The 22,353-nt window shown below is 74.6% G+C and carries 18 protein-coding genes; 11 read left to right on the top strand and 7 right to left on the bottom strand.

The annotated features are described in order from the left end of the window. Positions 1-99: 99 nt before the first annotated feature. Together GD970_RS07455 and GD970_RS07450 are read right to left on the bottom strand one after the other, a co-directional pair. Positions 100-981 carry an amidohydrolase family protein gene (locus GD970_RS07455; RefSeq protein ID WP_152202261.1) on the bottom strand — a complete coding sequence of 294 codons (882 nt, stop codon included), beginning with the start codon at positions 979-981 and terminating at the stop codon, positions 100-102. Between the two features lie 33 nt (positions 982-1,014). Further along, positions 1,015-1,767: an ArsR/SmtB family transcription factor gene (locus GD970_RS07450; RefSeq protein WP_152202260.1), complete on the bottom strand. Its 753-nt coding sequence runs from the start codon at positions 1,765-1,767 to the stop codon at positions 1,015-1,017. 233 nt (positions 1,768-2,000) lie between these two features. On the opposite strand from GD970_RS07450, the gene GD970_RS07445 reads away from it, so the two are divergent. From GD970_RS07445 to GD970_RS07430, 4 genes are all read left to right on the top strand, one after another. Further along, a complete protein-coding gene (locus GD970_RS07445; protein WP_152202259.1) occupies positions 2,001-2,588 on the top strand; it encodes an NADPH-dependent FMN reductase in 588 nt (195 codons plus the stop codon). Between the two features lie 88 nt (positions 2,589-2,676). Beyond that, positions 2,677-2,958, top strand: a complete 282-nt coding sequence (locus GD970_RS07440; protein WP_152202258.1) for a hypothetical protein — start codon at positions 2,677-2,679, stop codon at positions 2,956-2,958. 321 nt (positions 2,959-3,279) lie between these two features. Continuing rightward, positions 3,280-3,888: a hypothetical protein gene (locus tag GD970_RS07435; protein ID WP_152202257.1), complete on the top strand. Its 609-nt coding sequence runs from the start codon at positions 3,280-3,282 to the stop codon at positions 3,886-3,888. Next, positions 3,885-4,490, top strand: coding sequence for a GNAT family N-acetyltransferase (locus tag GD970_RS07430; RefSeq protein WP_152202256.1), 606 nt, complete (start codon positions 3,885-3,887; stop codon positions 4,488-4,490). The genes GD970_RS07435 and GD970_RS07430 overlap by 4 nt, the downstream gene beginning before the upstream one ends. Here the strand turns inward: GD970_RS07430 and GD970_RS07425 are convergent. Next, positions 4,412-4,801, bottom strand: a complete 390-nt coding sequence (locus GD970_RS07425; protein ID WP_152202255.1) for a hypothetical protein — start codon at positions 4,799-4,801, stop codon at positions 4,412-4,414. The two genes, GD970_RS07430 and GD970_RS07425, sit on opposite strands and share 79 nt — an antisense overlap. Before the next feature lie 146 nt (positions 4,802-4,947). Next, positions 4,948-8,196 (bottom strand): DEAD/DEAH box helicase, encoded by a 3,249-nt coding sequence (locus GD970_RS07420; protein WP_226925218.1) that lies wholly within the window; start codon positions 8,194-8,196, stop codon positions 4,948-4,950. A gap of 214 nt (positions 8,197-8,410) precedes the next feature. Between GD970_RS07420 and GD970_RS22460 the strand changes: the two genes are divergently transcribed. The 4 genes from GD970_RS22460 (at position 8,411) to GD970_RS07400 (ending at position 12,854) form a co-directional block, all read left to right on the top strand. After that, the gene (locus GD970_RS22460) at positions 8,411-9,289 is read left to right on the top strand and encodes a DUF4870 domain-containing protein (protein WP_152202254.1); all 879 of its coding nucleotides are present in this window, start codon (positions 8,411-8,413) and stop codon (positions 9,287-9,289) included. A gap of 156 nt (positions 9,290-9,445) precedes the next feature. After that, positions 9,446-10,153, top strand: a complete 708-nt coding sequence (locus GD970_RS07410; protein ID WP_152202253.1) for a FadR/GntR family transcriptional regulator — start codon at positions 9,446-9,448, stop codon at positions 10,151-10,153. A 59-nt stretch (positions 10,154-10,212) separates the two neighbouring features. Further along, positions 10,213-11,427, top strand: a complete 1,215-nt coding sequence (locus GD970_RS07405) for an MFS transporter (protein ID WP_152202252.1) — start codon at positions 10,213-10,215, stop codon at positions 11,425-11,427. Between the two features lie 158 nt (positions 11,428-11,585). Then, complete coding sequence (locus tag GD970_RS07400) at positions 11,586-12,854, top strand: esterase-like activity of phytase family protein (RefSeq protein ID WP_152202251.1); 1,269 nt, start codon at positions 11,586-11,588, stop codon at positions 12,852-12,854. A 40-nt stretch (positions 12,855-12,894) separates the two neighbouring features. Here GD970_RS07400 and GD970_RS07395 read toward each other — a convergent pair whose 3' ends face one another. Continuing rightward, positions 12,895-13,803 carry a universal stress protein gene (locus tag GD970_RS07395; RefSeq protein WP_170297301.1) on the bottom strand — a complete coding sequence of 303 codons (909 nt, stop codon included), beginning with the start codon at positions 13,801-13,803 and terminating at the stop codon, positions 12,895-12,897. A 381-nt stretch (positions 13,804-14,184) separates the two neighbouring features. Between GD970_RS07395 and GD970_RS07390 the strand changes: the two genes are divergently transcribed. Continuing rightward, the gene (locus GD970_RS07390) at positions 14,185-16,311 is read left to right on the top strand and encodes a M6 family metallopeptidase (RefSeq protein WP_152202249.1); all 2,127 of its coding nucleotides are present in this window, start codon (positions 14,185-14,187) and stop codon (positions 16,309-16,311) included. A gap of 120 nt (positions 16,312-16,431) precedes the next feature. Here the strand turns inward: GD970_RS07390 and GD970_RS07385 are convergent, their stop codons facing one another. Continuing rightward, positions 16,432-18,120 carry an L-lactate permease gene (locus GD970_RS07385; protein ID WP_152202248.1) on the bottom strand — a complete coding sequence of 563 codons (1,689 nt, stop codon included), beginning with the start codon at positions 18,118-18,120 and terminating at the stop codon, positions 16,432-16,434. A 211-nt stretch (positions 18,121-18,331) separates the two neighbouring features. On the opposite strand from GD970_RS07385, the gene GD970_RS22140 reads away from it, so the two are divergent. Then, on the top strand, positions 18,332-20,083 hold the full coding sequence (locus GD970_RS22140; protein ID WP_226925217.1) for an FAD-linked oxidase C-terminal domain-containing protein: 1,752 nt from the start codon (positions 18,332-18,334) through the stop codon (positions 20,081-20,083). Then, the gene (locus GD970_RS22135; RefSeq protein WP_226925216.1) at positions 19,990-21,231 is read left to right on the top strand and encodes a (Fe-S)-binding protein; all 1,242 of its coding nucleotides are present in this window, start codon (positions 19,990-19,992) and stop codon (positions 21,229-21,231) included. Before GD970_RS22140 ends, GD970_RS22135 begins: the two co-directional genes overlap by 94 nt. Positions 21,232-21,281: 50 nt before the next feature. Here GD970_RS22135 and GD970_RS07375 read toward each other — a convergent pair whose 3' ends face one another. Then, positions 21,282-22,253 (bottom strand): metallophosphoesterase family protein, encoded by a 972-nt coding sequence (locus tag GD970_RS07375; RefSeq protein ID WP_152202247.1) that lies wholly within the window; start codon positions 22,251-22,253, stop codon positions 21,282-21,284. Between the last annotated feature and the right edge of the window lie 100 nt (positions 22,254-22,353).

Genomic DNA, 22,353 nt, shown 5'->3' with positions numbered 1-22,353 from the left:
CCGCCCCTTCCTCGAGGGCTGACCCCATGATGCGCCTCCGCGGACGACGGCGCGCCGGGGAAGGCCGCGGGTGGCGCCGCGACGCCGGGGGCGCGGCCGTTACGGCGAGCGGGCCGCGCCGTCGCCGACGCCGTAGACGCGGGCGGCCGTCCCGGCCCGGATCGCCTGCCGCTCGGCGGGCGAGAGCTCCTCGAGCAGCTCGAGGAGGGCCCCCATGACCGAGGGGTAGTCGCCGTTCTGGGTACACACCGGCCAGTCGCTGCCGAGCATGAGGCGCTCCGCGCCGACCGCCTCCAGCGCGTGCTCGAGGTACGGCCGCCACTGGCTGACGTGCCAGGGCCCGCGGGAGATGGTGCCGAGCCCGGAGACCTTGCCGTAGATGTTGGGCCAGCCGGCGGCGTCGGCGACGTTGCGGCGCCACTCGTCCGCCGCCTCGCTGCGCCACGGTGCGGTGACCGGCGGCTTGCCGAGGTGGTCGACGACGATCGTCAGGCGGGGATGGCGCCGCGCCACCTGCGGGACCTGGGTGAGCAGGTCGGGCCGCTCCGCCACGGCGTCGAAGACGAGGCCGTGCCTCTCGAGCATGGCCATGCCGACGGCGACGGGCGGCTCGAGCATCCAGCGCGGGTCGGGCTCGTCGTGGATGAGGTGGCGGGCGCCGACGAGGCGGGGGTCCGGCCGCCGCGCGAGCTCGCGCTCGGCGGCGGCCGCGTCGGCCAGCGGCAGCCATCCGACCACCGCCGTCGGCAGCGGCGAGGTCGCGGCCACGCGGAGCAGCTCGTCGGTCTCGGCGAGGCTGTCGCTGGCCTGGACGAGCACCATCCCGGTGACGCCCAGGCCGGCCATGTCTGGGAGGACCTGGTCGAGGGTGTGCGTGGCGTGCAGCGCGCCGAAGTCCGGGGTGAGCCAGGGATAGGTGACGCCGTACGGGCCGCCGGTGAGGTCCCACACGTGCACGTGCGTGTCGATCAGGGGCTCCATGCCGACCTCCCGCGGGTGCCGGTCGGGAGCCGCTCAGGCGTACATGAGCGACCCGGGGGTGGTGAGCACCTGGCCGGTCTCCAGCCAGGTCTTCAGCCCCGACAGGATCATCGGCCAGCCGCCGTAGAGCTGCTCGTTGGCGCCCTCGCGCAGCTGGTCGTGGGTGACGGTCAGCCGGCAGGAGTCCGCCACCTGCTCGATCTCCCAGGTGACGCGAGAGAAGCCCTCCTCCTTGACGTCCTCGCCCCACAGCGCGCGCAGGGTGTGGACCAGCCGGCGGGGCGGGTCGATCTCGAGGACCTCGCCGTCGCCGAGGGGCCCGTCGGCCTTGGGGCTGGCCATCGTGAGCGGGGAGCCGACCTGCCAGTCGGACTCCACCCGGGCGCCGAAGTTGTACTTGGCGCGGATCTCGGGGTCGGTGATCGCCTCCCACAGGCGCTCGGCGGTGGTGCGGATGTAGATCTCGAAGACCTTCTCCATCGGAGTCTCCAGGGTGGTCTTGAGCCCGCTGAGCGCCGCGGCCCAGGGCTCGGCGTACTTGCTCACCCACCGGTCGTGGATGAGGCGGATGGGAACCGGGTTGAGGAAGTGGAGCTTCTCCCGGCCGCGCCGCCGGACGACGACGAGGCCGGCCTCCTCCAGCTGCTTGAGGTGCTTGGCCACCCCGAAGCGACTCATGTCGAAGCGCCTCTCGAGCGCGCTCATGGACTGCCCGTCCTGACGGAAGAGCTCGTCGAGGAGCTGCCGACGCGTGGGGTCGGCGAGCGCCTTGAACACCGCGTCCACCCCTCCATTATGTGACCTTTTGGTCACATGTCAACGGCTCTCGTTCGATAGCCGGCTGGCCGCTCGGCTCCGGACGCCGTCGCGGCCAGGGGCCCTCGACCCTGGACGGCGGAGCGCCGCTGGTGGCCGCCGTGACTGACGCCACAGCACCGGCTGGAATCTGATTGAACTTTCATGCATTCTCATAGAGCGACGGGCACGAGCCCGTTCGAGATGCACAACATGGGAGAGTCATGACGAAGATCGCCATCGTCACCGGCAGCGTCCGCCCAGGTCGCCAGAGCCTCAACGTCGCCAGCTGGGTGAAGTCCATCGCCGACCAGCGCTCCGACGCCGAGTTCGAGGTCGTCGACATCGCCGACTTCGACCTGCCGATCTGGGCCGAGCCCACGCCGCCGTCGTGGGGCCCCGCCCAGTCCGCCGAGGGCCAGGCCTGGGCCGCCAAGATGGCCGAGTTCGACGGCTACGTCTTCGTCGTCTCCGAGTACAACCACTCCATCACCGGCGCCCTGAAGAACGCCCTGGACTACCTCGCCTCCGAGGTCAACAACAAGGCCGCCGGGTTCGTCTCCTACGGCTCCGCCGGCGGCGCCCGCGCCGTCGAGCACCTGCGCGGCATCCTCTCCGAGCAGCAGGTGGCGCACGTGCGCAACGCCGTCCTCATGTCCCTGTTCACGGACTTCGAGAACTTCTCGATCTTCACCCCGACCGAGCCGGCCGCCGCCTCCGTCGAGCCGATGCTCGACCAGCTGGTCGTCTGGACCAAGGCCATGGAGGCCGTCCGCGCCGGCCAGTTCTCCCCCGTCGGCGCCAACGCCTGACCCACCCGGGCCGATGGCCCGTCCCCGCCGGCGGCGCGGCACCCCGTGGTGCCGCGCCGCCTGCACAGTCCCACCCGGAGGTCACCTCGTGACTCACCTGGACCACACCCCACGCCCCGTCGGCGCCACCTGGCCCGACGAGGTCCACACCGACGTCACCGCCGCCCTGCGCCACCTGCCGGTGGGCACCGTCGCCGTCGTCGTCGGCAACTCCTTCGGCCACACCTCCCCCGCGTCCCTGCCCGGCCGGGTCGTGGTCGTCAACAAGGTCAAGCACTGGTCCCCGGCGGCGCGCGTCGTCGTGCTGCGGGCGACCACCGACGACGGCGGGTCGGCCCTGTTCCGCCCGTGCGACCTGCGAGTCGCCTGACGACGGGCGGCCCCGGGCCGACCCGGGGACGCGAGCACCCGCACGGCGCCGGCAAGGAACGGGCACGCGGTCGGGTCTCCGTCTTGCGGCGTACCGGTGCGCCCGGCCGTCCGCCTCGCGGAGGAGGGCCCGGGACGTCGCCCGGCCTACCGTGACGCGCGGAGACCCGCCGTCTCCCACCTCGCGGCACCGGCCGCGTCACGACGGCGCTCCCAGGAAGGCCCGTCGATGACTCCTCTTGCCGGCGCGGGGCGGACGCAGACCTCGGCATCTCCCAGCGGCGTCCCGGGCGCGGTCCCGCACGCCCGGTGGCGCGGGACGATGACCGCGAGCGCGGGCGTCTACCTCGCGGCCTGGTTGGTGGGCTTGGTCATCGCCCCCGCCTCACCGGCGGCCTTCGCGCCCGCGGCGGAGGTCCACGCCTTCTTCGCCGCCCACGGTGGGGCGGCGCTGCTCCAGTCGGGGCTCGTCCACGGCGTCGCGGGCCTGGCCCTGGCGGGCTGGGTCCTCGCCGTCGGCCGGCCCGGCCGGCAGTTGCGCCGCTCCGTCACCGCGGCGGGCCTGACCGCCGCGGCGCTCTCGCTCGTGCAGGCGGCGGCGATGGCGGTCCTCGTGGCGCAGGCGGACGCCGGCCGGGTGACCGCCACGGACGCCGCCTTCGACCTCATCAACCGGCTGGACAGCGCCAAGCTGCTCGCGCTCGGGCTGCTCGTGGCCGTCGTCGGTCTGGCCGGGCGGGGCACGCTGCCGGCCTGGCTGCGCCACCTGGGCGGCGGCCTGGCCGTCCTGCTGCCCGTCTCCGGAGCGGCGTTCCTCGTGCCCTCGCCTCCCCTGACCGCCCTCCTCTACGTCTCGCTGCCCGCGCTGCTCGTGTGGGTGGCGGCGGTGACCGTCGTGCTGCGCCGGGCGACCGCCCGGGGCGTGCGGTGAGCGCCTCGACGGTCCTGGCCCGGCTGGCGCCGGAGCACGCCGCTCCCCTCCTCGCCTTCGAGCTGGCGAACCGGGAGTGGTTCCGCACCCTGGTGCCCGACCGCGGCGACGCGTACTTCCGCGACTTCGCCGGCCGCCACGCCGCCCTGCTCGCCGAGCAGCGGGCCGGGACGTCACTCTTCTGGCTCGTCCTCGACGGCGCGGGAGACATCGTGGGCCGGGTCAACCTCGTCGACCTCGCCGCCGGCGGTGCGACGCTGGGGTACCGCATCGGCGCCGCGCACACCCGCCGCGGCCACGCCCGCCGCGCCGTCGCCGAGGTGGTGCGACGCGCGGCCCGCCTGGGGCTGACCCACCTGCTCGCCAGCACCACGGTGGACAACACGGGGTCGCAGAAGGTCCTCGCCGGCGCCGGGTTCCGCCCGGTTCCCGGGCTCCCTCCGAGCTTGCCGGTGGGCGACGGGGAGCGGCCCGCGCTCCACTTCCGCCGGGACCTCACGCCCGCGGACGCAGGTCCGGGGCCTCAGGTCGAGGACCCGGTCCAGGCCACCAGCCAGGTCCGCGCGGCGGCGTCGCACCAGCGGGGCAGGCTGCGGGGGTAGGGCTCCATCTCCCCGCCCCCCAGCTCCACCTCCGTGCCGAGGCGGTACGCCTGGCCGTCGGCGTGCAGGTCCTCCCCCTGCCAGGCGAGCCCGACGTCGGGGAACATCGGCACCCACCGCTGCCCGGTGTGGTCCACGACGTAGGTGCACCCGTGGTGTCGCACCAGCGTCCCGGTCAGCAGCGCCTCCATCCCGCCGCGTTCGTACGGCTGGTAGTAGGCGACGTCCGGCGGCGGCGACGCCTTGCCGGCGCACCCGGCGACCGCGGCCAGGAGCACGACCACGGCGCCCCGTCGAGCGAGCGTGCGCATGCCTCCCACGATGGCACGCCCTCGCGGGCCAGGGGGCCGACTCGGGCATCGAGGGCCCCACGAGATGACGCCTCGCGACCAAGTTGACGTCTCGCGACCGAGTTGACGTCTCGCCGCCGGGAGGAGGCTGCGGGGGCGCGGCTGGCTCAGGAGACCAGCAGCGAGCGGATGTCCTCGGCGCTCAGCGGCGCGGCCAGGGTGTCGCCGTCGTCGACGACCCGGTCGAACAGGTCCCGCTTGCGCTCCTGCAGGGCCAGGACCTTCTCCTCGATCGTCTCGTCGGCGACCATGCGGTAGACCATGACGCGCTTGTCCTGGCCGATGCGGTGGGCCCGGTCGACGGCCTGGGCCTCGGCCGCCGGGTTCCACCACGGGTCGAGGATGAAGCAGTAGTCCGCCTCGGTGAGGTTGAGCCCGAAGCCGCCGGCCTTGAGGCTGATGAGGAACACGGGTGCGTCCCCGCCCTTGAACTGCTCGATGCGGCGGGCGCGGTCGCGGGTGCGCCCGTCGAGGTAGGCGTAGTCGATGCCGGCCTCCTCCAGCCGGGCGCGGATGGTGCCGAGGAACCCGGTGAACTGGCTGAAGACCAGGGCGCGGTGGCCGCCGTCGACCACCTCCTGGAGCTGTTCGAGGAAGACGTCGGCCTTGCTCGACGGGATCCCGGCGTACTCCTCGTCCACCAGGGCCGGGTCGAGGCTGAGCTGGCGCAGCAGGGTCAGCGACCGCAGGATCGTGAAGCGGTTCTTGTCCAGGTCGTCGACCAGGCTGAGCACCTTGCGCCGCTCGCGCTGCAGGTGGCGCTGGTAGACCTTGCGGTGGCGCGGGTTGAGCTGGACGCGCAGCACCTGCTCCTGCTTGGCCGGCAGGTCCGCGGCGACCTGCTCCTTGGTGCGGCGGCGGATGAACGGGGTGACGCGCCGGCGCAGGGTGGCGAGCCGGGCCGGGTCCTCGCCGCGCTCGATGGGCTTGCGGTAGGTCTCGGTGAACGTCGCCGGGTCGGGGAACAGCCCCGGGGCGACGATGGAGAGCAGCGACCACAGGTCCATGAGGCTGTTCTCCAGCGGGGTGCCGGTGATGGCCAGCTTGAACGGCGCGGCCAGCTTGCGGGCGCACTGGTACGTCTGGGCCTGGTGGTTCTTGACGAACTGGGCCTCGTCGAGCACCAGGCCGCTCCACGGCAGCGCCGTGTAGGAGGCGAAGTCGATCCGGAACAGCGCGTAGGAGGTGACGACGATGTCGGCACCGGCGACGTCGTCGCCCAGCGGCCGCTTGGCCCGCCGCACGGTCTCGGTCACGGCGCGCACGGTCAGGCCCGGCGCGAACCGTGCCGCCTCGGCCGCCCAGTTGCCCACCACGCTGGTGGGCGCGACGACCAGGACCGGCGCCTCGAGCCGGCCCGTCTCCTTCGCGCGGCACACGGCGGCGAGGGTCTGGACGGTCTTGCCCAGGCCCATGTCGTCGGCGAGGATCCCGCCCAGCCCGGCCTCCCACAGGTAGCTCAGCCACCGGTAGCCGTCGAGCTGGTAGGGGCGCAGGTGCGCGGCGAGCCCGGCCGGGACCGGCGGGGGCGCGACGGTCTCGCCGTCGAGCAGGTGCGCGACGGCCCCGGCCCAGCGGGCGCTCTGCGTCTCGACGACGCCGAGGTCGCGCAGCTCCTCCCACAGCCCGGCCTGGTAGGCGCTCAGGCGCAGCTGGTGGGGCGGGCGGTCCTCCAGCGCCGCGGCCTCGGCGATGAGCCGGCGCAGCTGCTCGAGCTCGGGCCGGTCCAGGGAGAAGTACGTGCCGGAGTCGAGCACGAGGTGGCTCTCGCCGCGGGCGAGGGCGACGAACAGCGGCTCGAAGGGGATCTCCTCGCCGTCGATCTCGACGGTGACCCCCAGGTCGAACCAGTCGGTCTCCGTCGAGTCCTGAGTGGAGACGCGGATGACCGGGGCGGCGTCGGAGCGGCGGTACTCCCGGGCCTCCCCCTCGACGTCGACGACGACGCCCTGGTCGCGCAGCGCCGGCAGGACCTCCTCGGTGAAGACGGCGACGTCCAGGCCGCGCAGCGCGGCGGTGGCGGCCAGCGCGGGCGGGGGGCCGGGGGTCCACAGCGCGGCGGGCGCGTCGGGGGGCAGGGTCAGGGCGCGCAGCAGCGCGGCCTCGGCGGCGGCGTCGCGGGCGGCGCTGGCGGCGGCGTCGTCCAGCGGCACGTGCTGGGCGGTGCCGGCCAGGTCGTAGCGGAAGGACCAGGCCAGGTCGAGCCGGTGGCCGGGGCCGTAGACCAGCCGCAGGGCCAGGCGCGGCGGGGCGACCTCGGGCAGCTCGACGCTGCCGTCCGTGGACTCCACCGGCAGCACCCGGCGCAGGCCCGGGTAGTACTCGCGCAGGAACCGCTCGGCGTCGGCGGCGGGCACGACGACGCGGCCGGCGTCGACCAGCGCGGCGGCGCGCTTGGTCAGCGGCTCGGCCAGCGGCGCCACGAGCAGCCCGGCGGGGCCGCGGTCGGCGGGCACCTCCACGGCCACCCCGTGCCCGGGCCGGCCGAGGAGCCCGAGCAGGCGGCCGCCGTCGGCGGGCAGGCGCAGGGCCGCGGTGACCTCCAGGTTCCCCGCGGCGGTGCGGGCCAGGTCGACGACGGCGCGGGCGGGCTCGCCGGCCAGCCGGACCGGGCCGGCGCCGCGCGCGGGCACGAGCGCGACCCCGGCGTCGGCGACCCGGCGCAGCAGGGGCCACAGCGCCGGGCCGAACTCGTCGAGGAAGACCGGCACGTCGCCGTAGGTGTAGGCGGTGCCGGTGCGGTGGGCGAGGAAGAGCTCCTGGAGGGCCTCGCGGTGGGCGCGCACGAGGCGGTCGGTGTAGGCGTAGCGCAGGTCGGCCCAGGAGATGCCGGTGCGCACCCAGTTGTCGCGGCGCCCGGGCACGACGGGGCGCAGGCGCACGCGGGCGCCCTCGCCCGCCACCGCGCGGACCACCTCGAGCTGGAGGCCGAGGGGCACCCCGTGCGCGACCGGCGCGTCCTGGCGGACGACCTCGCCGAGCACCTGCTCCCACTCGGCGGCGGCGGTGGGGGCGTCCCCACCGAGGCCGATCCCCCAGCGGGCCGCGAGAAGGACGGCGGCCACGTGCTTGCAGTCGGTGCCGACCGGGCAGGTGCAGTGCCCGGTCGAGCGCGGGCGCTTCGTCGTGCCCCCGACCTGGACGAGGACGGAGTACGGGCGCAGGCTCGAGCCCTCGACGGCGGCGTAGAGGGTGCGGCTGCGCGCGTCGGTGTGGTTCCACAGCACCCGGCCCTGCTGGGCGTAGGCGAACCCGCGCGCGAAGGTGGCCCCGCCGACGGTGTCGAGGATGTCGTCCTCGTCGGGGAAGCCGGGCCACCGCGCCGGTGGCGTGGATGCCGGGAGGTCGTGGGCCACGTCGCCAGGGTAGATGTCGGGACCGACATCCCTTGCCGGGGCCGCCGGGCGCACTCTCCCGGCGCGGCGGGGCGTCCGGCCAGGCCAGGGCCGCCCGCCGCGCGGGCGCCGTGCGGTCCCACCAGCACAAATGGCTGTACGGTGACCGATCGGGCTGGGATCCTGGAGGCGCCGGCCCTGTCCGGTCCCGACGTCAGTGAAGTGGTGAACCATCATGACGACCAACCCGAACGAGCGCGAGCCGGGATCCGCCGAGGAGGGCCAGCCGGGCCCCGTCTCCCCGGAGGAGCGCACCTCGTACCCGACCCCCGAGTCCTACCAGGCCCCGGAGCCCGCGATGGGCGAGCCCACGCCGGGCGAGCCCACGCCGGGCGAGGCCACCGCGGGTGAGGAACGCGCCGTCGGCCAGGAGGGCGCCGCGCCGCAGCCCGACTACGGCGCGCAGGGCTACGGGCAGGCCGGCTACGACCAGGCCCAGGCGGGCGCGCAGGCCGCCTACGGCGCGCCGGGCCAGCCGGGCTACGGGGAGCAGGGCTACGGCCAGCAGCCCTACGGCCAGCAGGGCTACGGCGCCCAGCCGGCGGCCGAGCAGCAGTACGGCCAGCCGGGCTGGGGCCAGCAGGGGGCCGGCGAGCAGCAGTACGCCCAGCCCGGCTACGGCGCCCAGGGCTATGGCCAGCAGGCTTATGGCCAGCAGGGCTATGGCGCCCAGGGGTACGGCCAGCAGGGCTACGGCCAGCAGCAGTACGGCTACCAGACCCCGCCGATGTCGCCGCAGGACCAGCGCCTGTGGGCCACCCTCATCCACCTCAGCGGGCTGATCTTCCCCCTGCTGGGACCGCTCATCGGCTACCTCGTGCTCAAGGACCGCGGCCAGTTCGTCGAGGACCAGACCAAGGAAGCCCTGAACTTCCACATCACCCTGACGATCCTCGGCGTCATCATCTCGATCGTCGCGGTCATCACCTTCGGCATCGGCAGCATCCTGTTCCTCTACTACATCGCCGCGATCGTCTTCATGATCCTCGCGGCGGTCGCCGCCAACCGGGGCGAGCGCTACCGCTACCCGCTGACCTGGCGGCTGGTGCACTGACCCCGCCGGGTCGGTGAGGGCGGCCCTCCCGCGGTGCACCGGGAGCGGCCGCCCTCGCCGCGGGCGCGCCCACTCGGGCCCCATTAGGCGTACTTTTCGCGCGGTGGGATAGTGTCATACCCCACAGGGGCATCAAGGGGCGGCAAGGAAGACGTCATGGCAGGGAAGAACCTCCACCAGCAGGTCCTCGCGGAGCTCGGCCGCGCGATCGTCACCGGCGCCGTGCCGTCCGGCTACCGCACCACCGTGGCCCAGCTGGAGGAGCGCTACGGCATCTCCCGGTCCGTCGCCCGCGAGGTCGTGCGCGTGCTGGAGGTCCTGGGGCTCCTGCGCTCGAGCACCAAGATCGGGCTCACCGTCACGCCGTCGAACGAGTGGAACCTGCTCGCCCCCGAGGTCATCCGCTGGCGGCTGGAGAGCCCGGAGAAGGCCTTCCAGCTCAAGACGCTCACCGAGCTGCGCCGCGGCATCGAGCCCGCCGCCGCCCGCTACGCCGCCCAGCGGGTCACGTGGCAGCAGCTGCAGGAGATGCGCCGCTGCGCCGCGGAGATGCAGCGCCTGGGCGCCGCCGGCCGGGGCGACTCCCCGGAGTTCCTCGCCGCGGACATCGGCTTCCACACCACTCTGCTGGAGGCCAGCGGGAACGAGATGCTGGCGACCCTGGCGGGGACGATCACCGCGATCCTCACCGGGCGCAACGAGCTGGGGCTGACCCCGGCGCGCCCCGCCGCGGAGAACCTCGACACCCACGTGCGCCTGGCCGACGCGCTCGCCGACGGCGACGCGGCCCGCGCCGAGCAGCTCGCCGTCGCCCTCGTGGACGTCGTCGAGGAGGAGGTGGCCCAGCCGGTCCCCGCGCCCTGAGCCGGGCCCCCGGCGGCGGCGACGATTGCGTGCCGCGACGGCGCATAATCGACGGAGCCATGGCCATCACCCCGCGCACGTCCGCGCCCACCGCCCCCGCACTTCCCCGCGAGATCTGGGTCCTCGTCTCCGCGGCCGTCGTCATCGCCATGGGCTACGGCCTGGTGGCCCCGGTCCTGCCGCAGTTCGCACGCAGCTTCGACGTGGGGGTGACGGCCGCCTCCGTCGTCGTCAGCGTCTTCGCGTTCTTCCGGCTGGTGTTCGCCCCCGCCGGCGGCCGGCTGGTCGGCCGCTTCGGCGAGCGGCCGGTCTACCTCGCCGGGCTGCTCATCGTGGCCGTGTCGACCGGGGCGACGGCGTTCGCGCAGAGCTACGTCCAGCTGCTGGTCTTCCGCGGGCTGGGCGGCATCGGCTCGACGATGTTCACCGTCTCGGCGATGGGGCTCATCGTCCGGCTCGCGCCGCCGGCCGCGCGCGGGCGCGCCTCGGCGGCCTACGGCACGGCGTTCCTCCTGGGCAACATCGGCGGACCGCTCCTCGGCGGCCTGCTCGCGGGCGCCGGGCTGGCGGTGCCGTTCCTCGTCTACGCCGCGGCGCTGGTGCTCGCCGCCACCGTCGTCGCCGTGTTCCTGCGCCCGGCGGCGCTGCGCGAACGGACCGGGCAGGCGCGCAAGCCGCCGATGACGCTGCGCGAGGCGGTCGCGGTGCCCGCCTACCGCTCGGCCCTGGCCTCCGCCTTCGCCAACGGGTGGTCGAACTTCGGGGTGCGCACGGCGATCGTGCCGCTGTTCGCGACCGTCGCCCTGGGCGCCGGCTCGTGGGCGGCCGGCGCGGCGCTGGCCGCGTTCGCCGTCGGCAACGCCGCGGCCCTGACCGTCGCCGGGCGGCTGGCCGACTCCCGTGGCCGCAAGCCCCTCGTCCTGCTCGGGCTGGTCGTCAGCGGCCTGCTGACCATCGCGCTGGGCCTGGCGCCCGACACCGGCTGGCTCCTGGCGCTGTCGGTGCTCGCCGGCACCGGCGCCGGGCTGCTCAACCCCGCCCAGCAGGCCACCGTGGGCGACGTCGTCGGGCAGGACCGCTCCGGCGGCCCGGTCCTGGCGACGTTCCAGATGTGCACCGACGCCGGGCAGATCCTCGGCCCGATCGTGGCCGGCATGCTCGTCGACCACGCCGGCTACGGCGCCGCGTTCGCCCTGTCCGGGGTCCTGTCGCTGCTGGCCGCGGCGGCCTGGCTGCCGGCCCGCGAGACGCGCCCGGCGCACCACGAGCCGTAGCCGGGCACGTCCCCGGGCGCCGTCGTCCGCGCCAGCGATCCCGGCCCCGCGGCCGCCGTCGCCCGTCGTTCACCCCGGTGCCGCGCCCCGGACACCGGCGGGCCACCCGGCTCTGCTGCACTCCCCCGGACACCGTCCGTATCACCGCAGGGGGAACCATGCGCAGAAGCACCCTGGCCGGGGCCGCCGCCCTCGCCCTGACCCTGACCACCGCCACCGCGGGCGTCGCGGCCCAGGCCGCCGCGCCCGACGGCGTCCGGCTCACCGGCCGGGCGGTCCTGCCCGCCGACACCTTCGTGCCCGGCAGCGAGCCGTCCGGGTTCTTCACCGGCAACCCGGCCGCGCCGTTCCCCGGCCAGCCGGTCCAGGGGTTCTCCGCGGTGCACGCCCTGGGCGACGGCACCTACCTCGTCATGAGCGACAACGGCTTCGGCAACAAGGCCAACAGCGCGGACTTCCTGCTGGCCGTCCACCACATCCGCCCGGACCTGGCGACCGGCGAGGTCGAGGTGCTGCCCGGCGGCTTCACCCTCTCCGACCCGGACGGCCTCGTGCCGTGGACGATCTGGCGCGACGGCGGCTGCGCGGCGGCCGGCGAGCTGCCCGCCGGCTACACCTGCCCGGCGGACCGCCGGCTCACCGGCTGGGACTTCGACATCGAGTCGATGCAGATCGCCCCGGACGGCACCTTCTGGTTCGGCGAGGAGTTCGGCCCGTACCTGCTCCACACCGATGCCCAGGGCCGCCTGCTCGACGCGCCGGTGCCCACCCCGGGCGTGCAGTCGCCGTCGAGCCCCGAGCTGGGCGACGGCGTCGCCAACCTGCCCAACTCCAAGGGCTTCGAGGGGATGGCGATCTCCCCCAACGGCCAGCGCCTGTACCCGATGCTCGAGGGCGCCACCGCCGAGGACAAGGCCGCCGGGCTGGGCAGCGACCTGCGCATCTACGACGTCCGGCTCCACCCCACCCGCGGGGCCCGGTTCACCGGGGACTTCCTGCGCTACCGGATGGAGTCCCCGGACCACGCGCTCGGCGACCTCATCGCCGTCAACGCCCACGAGCTCCTCGTCATCGAGCGTGACAGCCTCGACGGCGCCGAGGCGGCGTTCAAGCGGATCTACCTCGTGGACCTGCGCGACACCGACCAGGACGGGTATGTCGAGAAGGAGCTGCTCGTCGACCTCATGGCCGTCCCGGACCCGGGCGGCGTCGGCGGGATGGGAGAGACGTTCACCTTCCCGTACTTCACCATCGAGGACGTCGAGATCCTCGACGAGCGCACCATCGCCGTCCTCAACGACAACAACTACCCGGCCACCGGCGGGCGCGGCGACGACGTCATGGACGTCAACGAGTTCCTGACCATCGAGCTCGCCGAGCCGCTGAAGGTCGACCACCGGCTGCTGCCGGCCGACCCGCGTCGCTGACGCGCGGGTCCCCGCCCGCCGTGCCGGCGGGCGGGGACGGTCAGGCCGCCGTCGGCTGCGCGGCCTCCACCCGCACCACCGCCACCACCGGGGCCTCGTACAGCACGCCGCGGGCGACGGACCCCAGCCGCAGCTCGGCCAGCCCGTGGCGGGCCCGGCTGCCGACGACGACGACGCTCGCGTTCGCCGACTCCTCCACCAGGGCCTCCACCGGGTGCCGCCGCGCCTCGTGCACCTCCACGGGCACGTCCGGGTAGCGACCCGACCACTCCGCGGCGAGCTGCTCGACGGCCCTGGCCTCCTCCGCCGCCGCTGTCTCCCGCATGTGCTCCACCTCGGCGTCGCGGAACTCCGGCAGGGGCCGCTCCCGCGGGGCGGCGTGCACGATGCGCACCCCGAGCCCGCGCCGGCGCGCCTCCTCGAAGGCGAACTGGATCACCTCGGGGGGCTGGTCCAGCGGGTCCACCCCGACCACCACCGGGGCGCCGGGCACGGGCACGGTGTCCCGCACGACGATGACCGGGCCGTGCGCGTGGGCGGTGACCTTCTGGGAGACCGAGCCCAGCAGCCGCCCCGCGATGCGTCCGAGCCCGCGCGCGCCGAGGATGATGACCCCGGCGTGCCGCGACGCGTGCACGAGGGCGGTGGCCGCGTCCTCCATCACCACCGCGCTGGTCACCGTCAGGTCGGGGTGCCCCTCGCGCGCCTGGCGGGCGGCGTCGTCGACGATGCGCTGGGCGGTGTCGTGGATGCGGTCGAGGTTCGCGGACGAGACCACGCCGTAGACCCGGGAGTACTCCGTCCAGGCGACGGCGTAGATGAGGTGCAGGCCGGTCCGCCGGCGCTCCGCCTCGTCGGCCGCCCAGCGCACCGCCCGCTGGTCCTTGTCCGTGCCGTCCACCCCGACGACGACCGCCCCCGCCGGGACCGCCTCGACGTCCTGCGACATGGCGTCCCCCTTCTTCGTGGCTCGCCCCGGCCGGTCCACGCCCCTGTGGCCCACCGGCATCGTGAGCGTCCCACCGTCCGGCCCGGCCCGCAAGAACGGCGGAGTGCCGCCGCTTCCCGTCCGGTAGCACCCCGTTCTTTCGGTCCGGCAGCGTCCTCACGCGGCCCTCGCCACCGTCGCCGCATGGTGGTGGTCCCCGACGGCGCCCCTTTCACGCGTCCGGAATCTCCCACCACCGACCCCGGTCCGGTACTACGTTGTGCCCGGCGAAGCCCAAAGCCCGGCAAAGGGGCCTCGTGCGGGCTGGTCACGGCATCGGCGCCCGGCCGGCCCGACCGGACAGGAACACGACCTCCCCTGGGGGTCGAGAGGGGGAACCACATGAGACAGCCATGGCGTCGCACGCTGGTGGCGACGACGGCGACCAGCGCGCTGGCGGTGGGCGGCCTGACCGCCCCGGCCCTGGCGGCCGACCCGGTGGACCGCGGCAGCGCGGGCGACCCGACGATCACCGTGCCGATCAACGACTCCGAGGCCGGGGGCACGTACGACCAGGTCTTCGAGCGCGCCTACGCCGGCGAGACCGCGGAGGGCACGCCGGTGTACGTCTACGTCCCGCAGGGCGCGTTGCAGGGCCCGGCCGGCGTGGACAGCCTCGACCCGGCCTTCGACCACAACCCGGACGACGAGTTCGTCCCGTGCGCCGACAAGGGGGCCGAGGACTACCGGCTCACCCAGGCGCAGATCGACTACCTCGGCGACGAGCTCAAGAACCAGATCGTCGCCGTCGACGAGGCGCACTTCGGCGAGATGGGGTCGGCCGACCCGAGCGACCCGGACAGCAAGTCCCTGGTCACCCTGGTCTACAACGTCCAGGACGAGTCCTACTACGACTGCTCGGTGACGTCCTACACCGCCGGGTACTTCGCGCCGGACTTCATGCAGTCCCTCGGCATGAACGTCATCGTGCTCGACGCGCTGGACTGGGCCAACCGCATCGGTGACCCCACCTCCGTGCCGTGGACCGACGGGGACCCGAGCAACGACCGGCCCGAGCTGTACGAGGGCGTCATCGCCCACGAGCTCGAGCACCTGCTCATGAACTACTCCGACCCGGGCGAGCTGTCCTGGGTGGACGAGGGCCTGGCCGACGTCGCGGCCTTCCTCAACGGCTACGACATGACCGGCAGCCACCTGACCTACCAGCAGGTCTTCCACCGCGAGACCTCGCTGACCCGGTGGGGCGGCGGCCTGGAGAACTACGGCGCCTCCTTCAGCTACTTCGCCTACCTGTGGGAGCAGGCCGGCGGCAACGGCGGCGGCGACCTGACGCCGGACCTCGAGTACGACGGCACCGCGGGCGACCTGCTCATCAAGCTCATCTTCGCCGAGCAGGCCGACGGCATGGCCGGCGTGCAGAACGCGATCGACGCGTTCAACGCCCAGACGGGCGCCCACCTGCGCTCGGCCGACGAGCTGTTCCAGGACTGGGCCGTGACGATGTACCTCGACGACGAGAACTCGGCGCTGTTCGACCTGGAGAACTTCGACCTCGGTGCGGCGTCGGGCGGCTGGACCGTGGACATCGCCAACGACGTCTTCTGGGACGGCCGCGGCAACTACCAGGGCGCGCTGCCTGGCGCCAAGTGGGGCAAGCTGCCCAACCGGCCCGACGGCACCGCGCTGCCCTTCGGCGTCTCCTACGAGAAGTTCCGCAACCCCGGCCCGCGGGTCTCCCTGACGTTCGACGGTGACGAGACCACCGTCGTCGCCCCGCACACCGGCGAGACGCACTGGTGGGGCGGGTACGCCAGCCAGTCCGACCATCTCCTCGGCCTGGACACCACCGTCACCGGCGGGGAGACGGTGACCTTCTGGAACTGGCACTTCATCGAGGAGGGCTGGGACTACGGCTTCGTCGAGGCCCTGGTGGACGGCGAGTGGGTGACCGTGCCGGTCACCGACGTCGCCAGCGGCAAGGTCGTCTCGAGCAACGACGACCCGCACGGGAACAACACCGAGGGCAACGGCCTCACCGGCACCTCCGGCGGGGCGTACTTCGTCGACGAGCCGCAGTACCTGCAGTACGCGGTGACCGTGCCGGCCGGCGCGACCGACCTGCGCTGGCGCTACTCCAGCGACGCGGCCTACCTCGACACCGGCTGGTTCATCGACGACGTCGCCGTCGACGGCCGGGCGGCCGCGGTCTCGCCCGACGGCGAGGGCTGGATCGAGACCACCGGCGCGCAGGAGAACAACTGGACGCTGCAGGTCATCTCCCAGTGCGACCTGACCCCGGGCAGGACCACGCCGGGCGAGATCGCCGACGGCGCGGGCAACTTCGTCTACCGGTACACCGGGGACCACATCACCACCGCCACGTTCGACACCAAGTGCGCCAACGGAGCCGGCTCCGACTTCGTCGCCTCGGTGTCCAACCTGCCCACCGGGGACCTGGCCGTGCTCGACGCCGGCTACGACTACTCGGTGGTCAAGCAGAAGAAGTAGCACCAGGGCGTGCGTGCCGGCCCCTGAGGCCGGCGGACGCACCGACCCACGACGGCGCCGCCGGGAGCTTCCCGGCGGCGCCGTCGCCCGTTCACCCGCGGGCGCTGTGCCCGGGCGGTGTCACCGCCCGCCCGCCGAGGCGATCATCCAGCCGAGCACCGGCGTGGACTGCAGGTAGACGAGGACGCAGAGGAACAGCAGCATGACGATGCTGTAGCCGATGACGCGGCGCAGGAGTTCCGGCTCTGCCGCGGGCCTGTTGATCGCGGCGGCGGCGATGGTGAGGTTCTGCGGGCTGATCATCTTCCCCACCACCCCGCCGGAGGAGTTGGCGGCCACGAGCAGGTGCGGGTCGATCCCCGCCTGGATGCCCGCCGTCTGCTGCAGCTTGGCGAACAAGGCGTTGGAGGAGGTGTCCGACCCGGTCACGGCGGTGCCCAGCCAGCCGAGGATGGGCGAGAGGAAGGCGAAGAGCCCGCCGGTGGCGGCCATCCAGGTGCCGATCGTCGTCGTCTGCCCGGACTGGTTCATCACGTAGGCCAGGGCCAGCACGGTGGCGATCGTCAGGATGGCACGCCACATGTCCCGCACCGTCCGGAAGAACGCGCCGATGCCCTGGCCGATCGTGATGGGCGCCCGGCCCCGGTCCCGGGCGAAGGAGTAGACGACGGTGACGATGAGGCCGGTGATGAGCAGCATGGTGCCGGGGCTGGAGAGCCACTGGAAGGTGTAGACGGCCGACGGCGAGGGGGCGCCGTCCGCAGCGAGCAGGTTGCCGTACAGGCCCGGCCACTGGACCTTCACGTCCGTCGAGGCGAGGGCCGCGGGGACGTCCACGCCGACTCGCCACAGCTTGCCGATGCCGAAGATGATGACCACGAGCCAGTAGGGCAGCAGGCCGAGGATCACCCGCTCGGGGGTCAGGTCACGGCCCGCGTCGACCACATGGGAACGCTGCTCGTCCGGCGTCGTCGGCCGCCACCAGCGCAGCATGACCACCGCGGCGGCGAAGGCACCGAGGGACGCGATGACGTCGGTGAGCTCGTAGGCGAAGTAGTTCGATGCCCACCACTGCAGGATCGCGAACACCAGCCCGGTGACGGCCGCGACCGGCCACGCCTCACGCACGCCGCGCCGGCCGTCCGCGATGTAGAGCAGCAGCGTCGGCACGAACAGCGCGAGGAACGGCGTCTGGTGGCCGACGACGCCGGCGATCTCGGCCGGCGGGATCTGGGTGAGGTTCCCCGCCGTCGTGATCGGGATGGCCATCGCTCCGAAGGCCACCGGTGCGGTGTTGGCGACCAGGGCGATCATGGCGGACCGGATGGGCGGCAGGCCCAGCGCGAGGAGCATCGCGCCGGTGATGGCCACCGGGGCGCCGAACCCGGCGAGCGCCTCGAGCAGGGCGCCGAAGCAGAACGCGATGAGCATGGCCTGCACCCGCATGTCCCCGCGGCCGACGGCGCTGAAGGTGGCGCGCACGTCGTCCATCCGGCCGCTGATGACGGTCAGCTCGTAGAGCCAGATGGCCGTGATGACGATCCACAGGATCGGGAACAGGCCGAAGGCCGCGCCCTGCGTCGCCGAGAGCAGGGCCAGGGGGGCGGGCATGCCGAAGGCGATGACCGCCACGAGCAGCGCCGCGGCGAGCGCGCCCAGGGCGGAGACGTACGCCTTGAGCCTGAGCACCCCCAGCATGACGAAGAAGACGATCAGTGGGATCAGGGCCACGAGTGCGGACGCGAGCAGGCTGCCGCCCACAGGGTCCGTCGTCGGTGTGAAGGTCGCGGCCAGGACGGTCGATGTCATGACGGCTCCATCGCTCAGGTGTCGGCCTGGCGACCGGTCGCCAGGGACCGCCACCAGGGTGCTCCTCCATCGCCCGCGGCGCCCGCCGAAAGGGACGATTCCCCCACCCCGGTGGCACCCGGGTGCGGGGGCGGCCGCGCTCCCGCTCGCCCGCCGTCGGCGCCGGCGCGGTGGCACAGTGGGGGCAGGTCGCTCGGAGGGTGATGACGCCATGACCACCACGCGCCCGGCGCGCACGGCAGACCCGGCGGTGCTCGGCGAGGCGGCGGGGCCGGGAGGGCTGAGCACCGCGGTCGTCGACCGTGCCCGGATGGCCCACGACGCCTCGCACTACCTGCTCACCCCCCGCGCGGTGGTCACCGCGACCTCCACCGGGCAGGTGGCCGCCGTCCTCGCCGCGGCCACCCGGGCGGGGGTGCCGCTGACGTTCCGCTCCGGCGGGACGTCGCTGTCCGGCCAGGGGGTGACCGACGGGGTGCTCGTCGACGTGCGCCGGCACCAGGCGGAGGTGGAGGTCCTCGACGGCGGCGCCCGGGTCCGCTGCCAGCCCGGCGCGGTGCTGCGACGGGTCAACGCGGCGCTGGCGCCCTACGGCCGCCGCCTCGGCCCGGACCCGGCCAGCGAGCGGGCGTGCACCATCGGCGGGGTGGTGGCGAACAACTCCTCCGGCATGACGTCCGGCACGGTGGCCACCGCCTACCGCACGCTGGCGTCGATGGTGCTCGCGCTGCCCTCGGGCACGGTGCTCGACACCGCCGCCCCCGACGCCGATGCCCGGCTGCGGGACCGGGAGCCGGACCTGCACGCCGGGCTGCTGCGGCTGCGGGACCGGGTGCGCGGGGACGCCGGCCTGCGCGCGCGCATCGAGCACCAGTTCTCGATGAAGAACACCATGGGCTACGGCCTCAACGCCCTCCTCGACCACGACCGGGCGGTGGACATCCTCGCCCACCTGGTGGTCGGGTCCGAGGGCACCCTCGCCTACGTCGCCGAGGTGACGCTGCGGACCGTGCCCGCCCTGCCGCACGTGGCCACCGCGCTGTGCGTGTTCGACTCCATCGCCCGGGCCAGCGACGCGATCGCGCCGTTGAGCGAGGCCGGGGCGGTGGCCATCGAGCTCATGGACCCCGCGGCGCTGCGCGTGGCGCAGCGCGACCCGCAGGCGGACGAGGTCATGCGCGCGATCCCGGTGGAGGAGCACACCGCGCTGCTGGTGGAGCTCCAGGACGCCACCGCGGAGGGGCTCGCCGAGGCGCGCACCCGGCTCGAGCCGGTCCTGGCGCGCCTGGAGCTGGCGCTGCCCACGGCGCTGACGTCCGACCCGGTGGCCCGGGGGCGGATGTGGGCGGTGCGCAAGGACCTGTACGCCGCCGTGGCGGGCGCCCGGCCGCCGGGGACCACCGCGCTGCTGGAGGACGTCGTCGTCCCGCCCGCGGCCCTGCCCGGCACGGTGCGCGACCTCGACGCGCTGCTGGCGCGCTACGGCTACCACGACGCCGTGACCTTCGGGCACGCCAAGGACGCCAACCTGCACTTCATGATCAACCCGCACCTGGACGTGCCCGCCGAGCTCGACGCCTACGCCGCGTTCACCGAGGACCTGGTGGACCTCGTCCTCGGCGCGGACGGCTCGCTCAAGGCCGAGCACGGCACCGGCCGCATCATGGCGCCGTACGTGCGCCGGCAGTATGGCGACGCCCTGTACGACGTCATGCGCGAGATCAAGGCGCTGTGCGACCCGGCCGGCGTGCTGGCCCCGGGGGTGGTGCTCGACGAGGACCCGCAGGCGCACTTGCGCCACCTCAAGGTGGTGCCCGCGGTCCACCCCGAGCTCGACCGGTGCGTGGAGTGCGGCTACTGCGAGCCGGTGTGCCCCTCCCGCAACGCCACCACTCCCCCCGTCAGCGCATCACGCTGCTGCGCGACATCGCCGTCGCCGGGCCCGACCGGCGGGAGGAGCTGACCGCGGCCTACGACTACCAGGCGGTGCACACCTGCGCCGCCGACTCCATGTGCGTGACGGCGTGCCCGGTGCGCATCGACACCGGCAAGGTCATGAAGACCTTCCGCGCCGCGGCCCGCCCGGCGCCCGTGCAGGCCGCCGGCGCGGCGGCGGCGCGGGCCTGGGGCCCGACGACGGCGGCGCTGCGCGGCGCCCTGACCGTGGCGGAGGCGGTGCCCGGTCCGGTCCTGCGCGGGCTCAGCGCCGGGGTGCGGAAGGTGGCCGGGGAGACGGTGCGCGACTGGGTCCCGCAGGTCGGCGACCTGCCCGGGGCGGGCACGGCCCGGGCCGCGCTGGCCGCCCACTCCCCCGCGGTCGTGCCGCCGGAGCAGGCGCCCGGAGCGGCCCAGGCCGTCTACTTCCCGGCGTGCATCGGCTCGCTCTTCGCCGCCGAGGGCGACGGCGCGGGCGTCGCCGTGGCGTTCCTGCGGCTGTGCGCGCGGGCGGGGGTGCGCGTCGTCGTGCCGGCGGGCATCGACGGGCTGTGCTGCGCGACGGTGTGGGAGTCCAAGGGGCTGGTCGACGGCGCCACGGTCATGGCCCGCAAGGTCGCCGCGGCCGTGTGGCAGGCGTCCGACGGCGGCCGGCTGCCGGTGGTGTGCGACGCCACCAGCTGCACGCACGGCCTGACCGGCATCCGCGCCCGGCTGGGCGAGGAGGACGCGCGGCGGTGGGACCGCCTGACGCTGCTCGACGCGGTGACCTTCGCCCGCGCCACGCTGCTGCCGCGGCTCGCCCTCCGGCCGCTGCCCTCCCTCGCGCTGCACCCGACCTGCTCGGCCGTGCACCTGGGCGCGGTGGGCGACCTGACCGTCCTGGCCCGGGCGGTGGCGCGGGAGGTCACCGTGCCGGACACCTGGGGCTGCTGCGGCACGGCCGGGGACCGAGGCATGCTCCACCCGGAGCTGACCGCGAGCGCCACCGCGGCCCAGGCCGCCGAGCTGGCCGCCCGCGAGCGCCGCGGCGGCACCTTCGGCGCGTACGCCTCGTGCAACCGCACGTGCGAGATGGGGATGACCGCCGCGACCGGGCGGCCCTACCGGCACATCCTCGAGATCCTCGAGGAGGCCAGCCGGGGCCGACCCCTTGCGCCCCCGCCGCGGGCCTAGATGCCACGCTGGCTGCGCCCGGATCGTCATCCTGGCTGCGGGAGCCGGGGTCAGCGGGTGAGGGTGAACCTGTCCAGCACCTGCCCGTCCGGGGTGATCGCCGTGCCGACGAGGCGGTCGGCGTAGACGGCGAGGTCGAGGTAGTGCAGCCGGGCCGCGCTGACCGCGGTGAACGGCTCGCGCCCCACCGGCCGGGTCTTCGCTCCCCCGCCGGAGACGACGTAGGTGACGCCGTCCTGCGGGGCGGTGCGCTCGTAGTCGTGGTCGTGCCCGGCCAGCACGAGCGGGACGTGGTGCCGCGCAAACAGCGGGGCCCACGCCGCGCGCACCCGCGCGTCCGAGCCGTGCACCCCGGCGGAGTAGGCCGGGTGGTGCATGGCGACGAGGGTCCACGTGCCGGCCGGGACGTCGGCGGCGAGCGTCTGCTCGAGCCACCGGGTCTGGGCGGGGTCGTCGACCCGGTTGGAGTCCAGGACGACGAGGCGCACGGGGCCGACCTGCTGGACGTACCAGGGGTGGTCGCGGCCCAGCGCCCGCAGGATCCGCCCCTGCTCGCCGCTGACCTCGTCGTGGTTGCCGAGCACCGGGACGAGCACGGCCCCGGTGCCCAGGACGGGCGCGTAGGGCCGGGTGACGACCCGGTCGACGAGGGCCGGGTCACCGACGTCGTAGACGAGGTCGCCCAGCAGGACGAGGGCGGCGTAGGGGTCGTCCCCGCCGCGGCGGGCCATCTCGGCGGCCACGGCCCGCTCCTGGTCGCTGCCGGTGCCGGTGTCCCCGGCGACGGCGAGGCGGGCGAGGGGCCGGGCCGCCGCGGCGCTCCCCGCCGGGGCCGGGGCCGCCGCCGGCGACTCGGGTGTTGCCACCGGTGCCGGCGTCGCGGCCGCCGTGCCGGCGGCGGGCGGCCCGCCGCGCCCGCCCACGCTGAGGACCGCGCCGACGAACCCGGGCGAGAGCACGGCGAGGGCCGCGGCGACGACCACGAGGGCCAGCGCCAGCCAGAGGACCAGCCGTCGGGGCACGGCTCCATCGTGCGCCCGCCGGGGCGGCGGCGGGGCCGGGGGCGGGTGGAGATCCCGTGCAGGCGGGCGCGAGCGGTCTGCGATCGCGGGGAGGCGGGCG

Origin of the sequence: Georgenia thermotolerans, assembly GCF_009193185.1 — a bacterium.
In the GTDB taxonomy this organism is placed as follows: domain Bacteria; phylum Actinomycetota; class Actinomycetes; order Actinomycetales; family Actinomycetaceae; genus Georgenia; species Georgenia thermotolerans.
Note: the sequence above shows the minus strand (reverse complement) of the source record. Positions and strands in the feature narration are given on the sequence as shown.

What these genes read in the sequence shown, in the direction of transcription:
- GD970_RS07435 (WP_152202257.1), top strand. Translation starts at nt 3,280, where the DNA reads ATGACCGCGAGCGCGGGCGTCTACCTCGCGGCCTGGTTGGTGGGCTTG.
- GD970_RS07410 (WP_152202253.1), top strand. Translation starts at nt 9,446, where the DNA reads ATGGCAGGGAAGAACCTCCACCAGCAGGTCCTCGCGGAGCTCGGCCGC.
- GD970_RS07385 (WP_152202248.1), bottom strand. Translation starts at nt 18,120, where the DNA reads ATGACATCGACCGTCCTGGCCGCGACCTTCACACCGACGACGGACCCT.
- GD970_RS07390 (WP_152202249.1), top strand. Translation starts at nt 14,185, where the DNA reads ATGAGACAGCCATGGCGTCGCACGCTGGTGGCGACGACGGCGACCAGC.
- GD970_RS07395 (WP_170297301.1), bottom strand. Translation starts at nt 13,803, where the DNA reads ATGTCGCAGGACGTCGAGGCGGTCCCGGCGGGGGCGGTCGTCGTCGGG.
- GD970_RS07445 (WP_152202259.1), top strand. Translation starts at nt 2,001, where the DNA reads ATGACGAAGATCGCCATCGTCACCGGCAGCGTCCGCCCAGGTCGCCAG.
- GD970_RS07425 (WP_152202255.1), bottom strand. Translation starts at nt 4,801, where the DNA reads ATGCGCACGCTCGCTCGACGGGGCGCCGTGGTCGTGCTCCTGGCCGCG.
- GD970_RS07400 (WP_152202251.1), top strand. Translation starts at nt 11,586, where the DNA reads ATGCGCAGAAGCACCCTGGCCGGGGCCGCCGCCCTCGCCCTGACCCTG.
- GD970_RS22140 (WP_226925217.1), top strand. Translation starts at nt 18,332, where the DNA reads ATGACCACCACGCGCCCGGCGCGCACGGCAGACCCGGCGGTGCTCGGC.
- GD970_RS22460 (WP_152202254.1), top strand. Translation starts at nt 8,411, where the DNA reads ATGACGACCAACCCGAACGAGCGCGAGCCGGGATCCGCCGAGGAGGGC.
- GD970_RS07455 (WP_152202261.1), bottom strand. Translation starts at nt 981, where the DNA reads ATGGAGCCCCTGATCGACACGCACGTGCACGTGTGGGACCTCACCGGC.
- GD970_RS07405 (WP_152202252.1), top strand. Translation starts at nt 10,213, where the DNA reads ATGGCCATCACCCCGCGCACGTCCGCGCCCACCGCCCCCGCACTTCCC.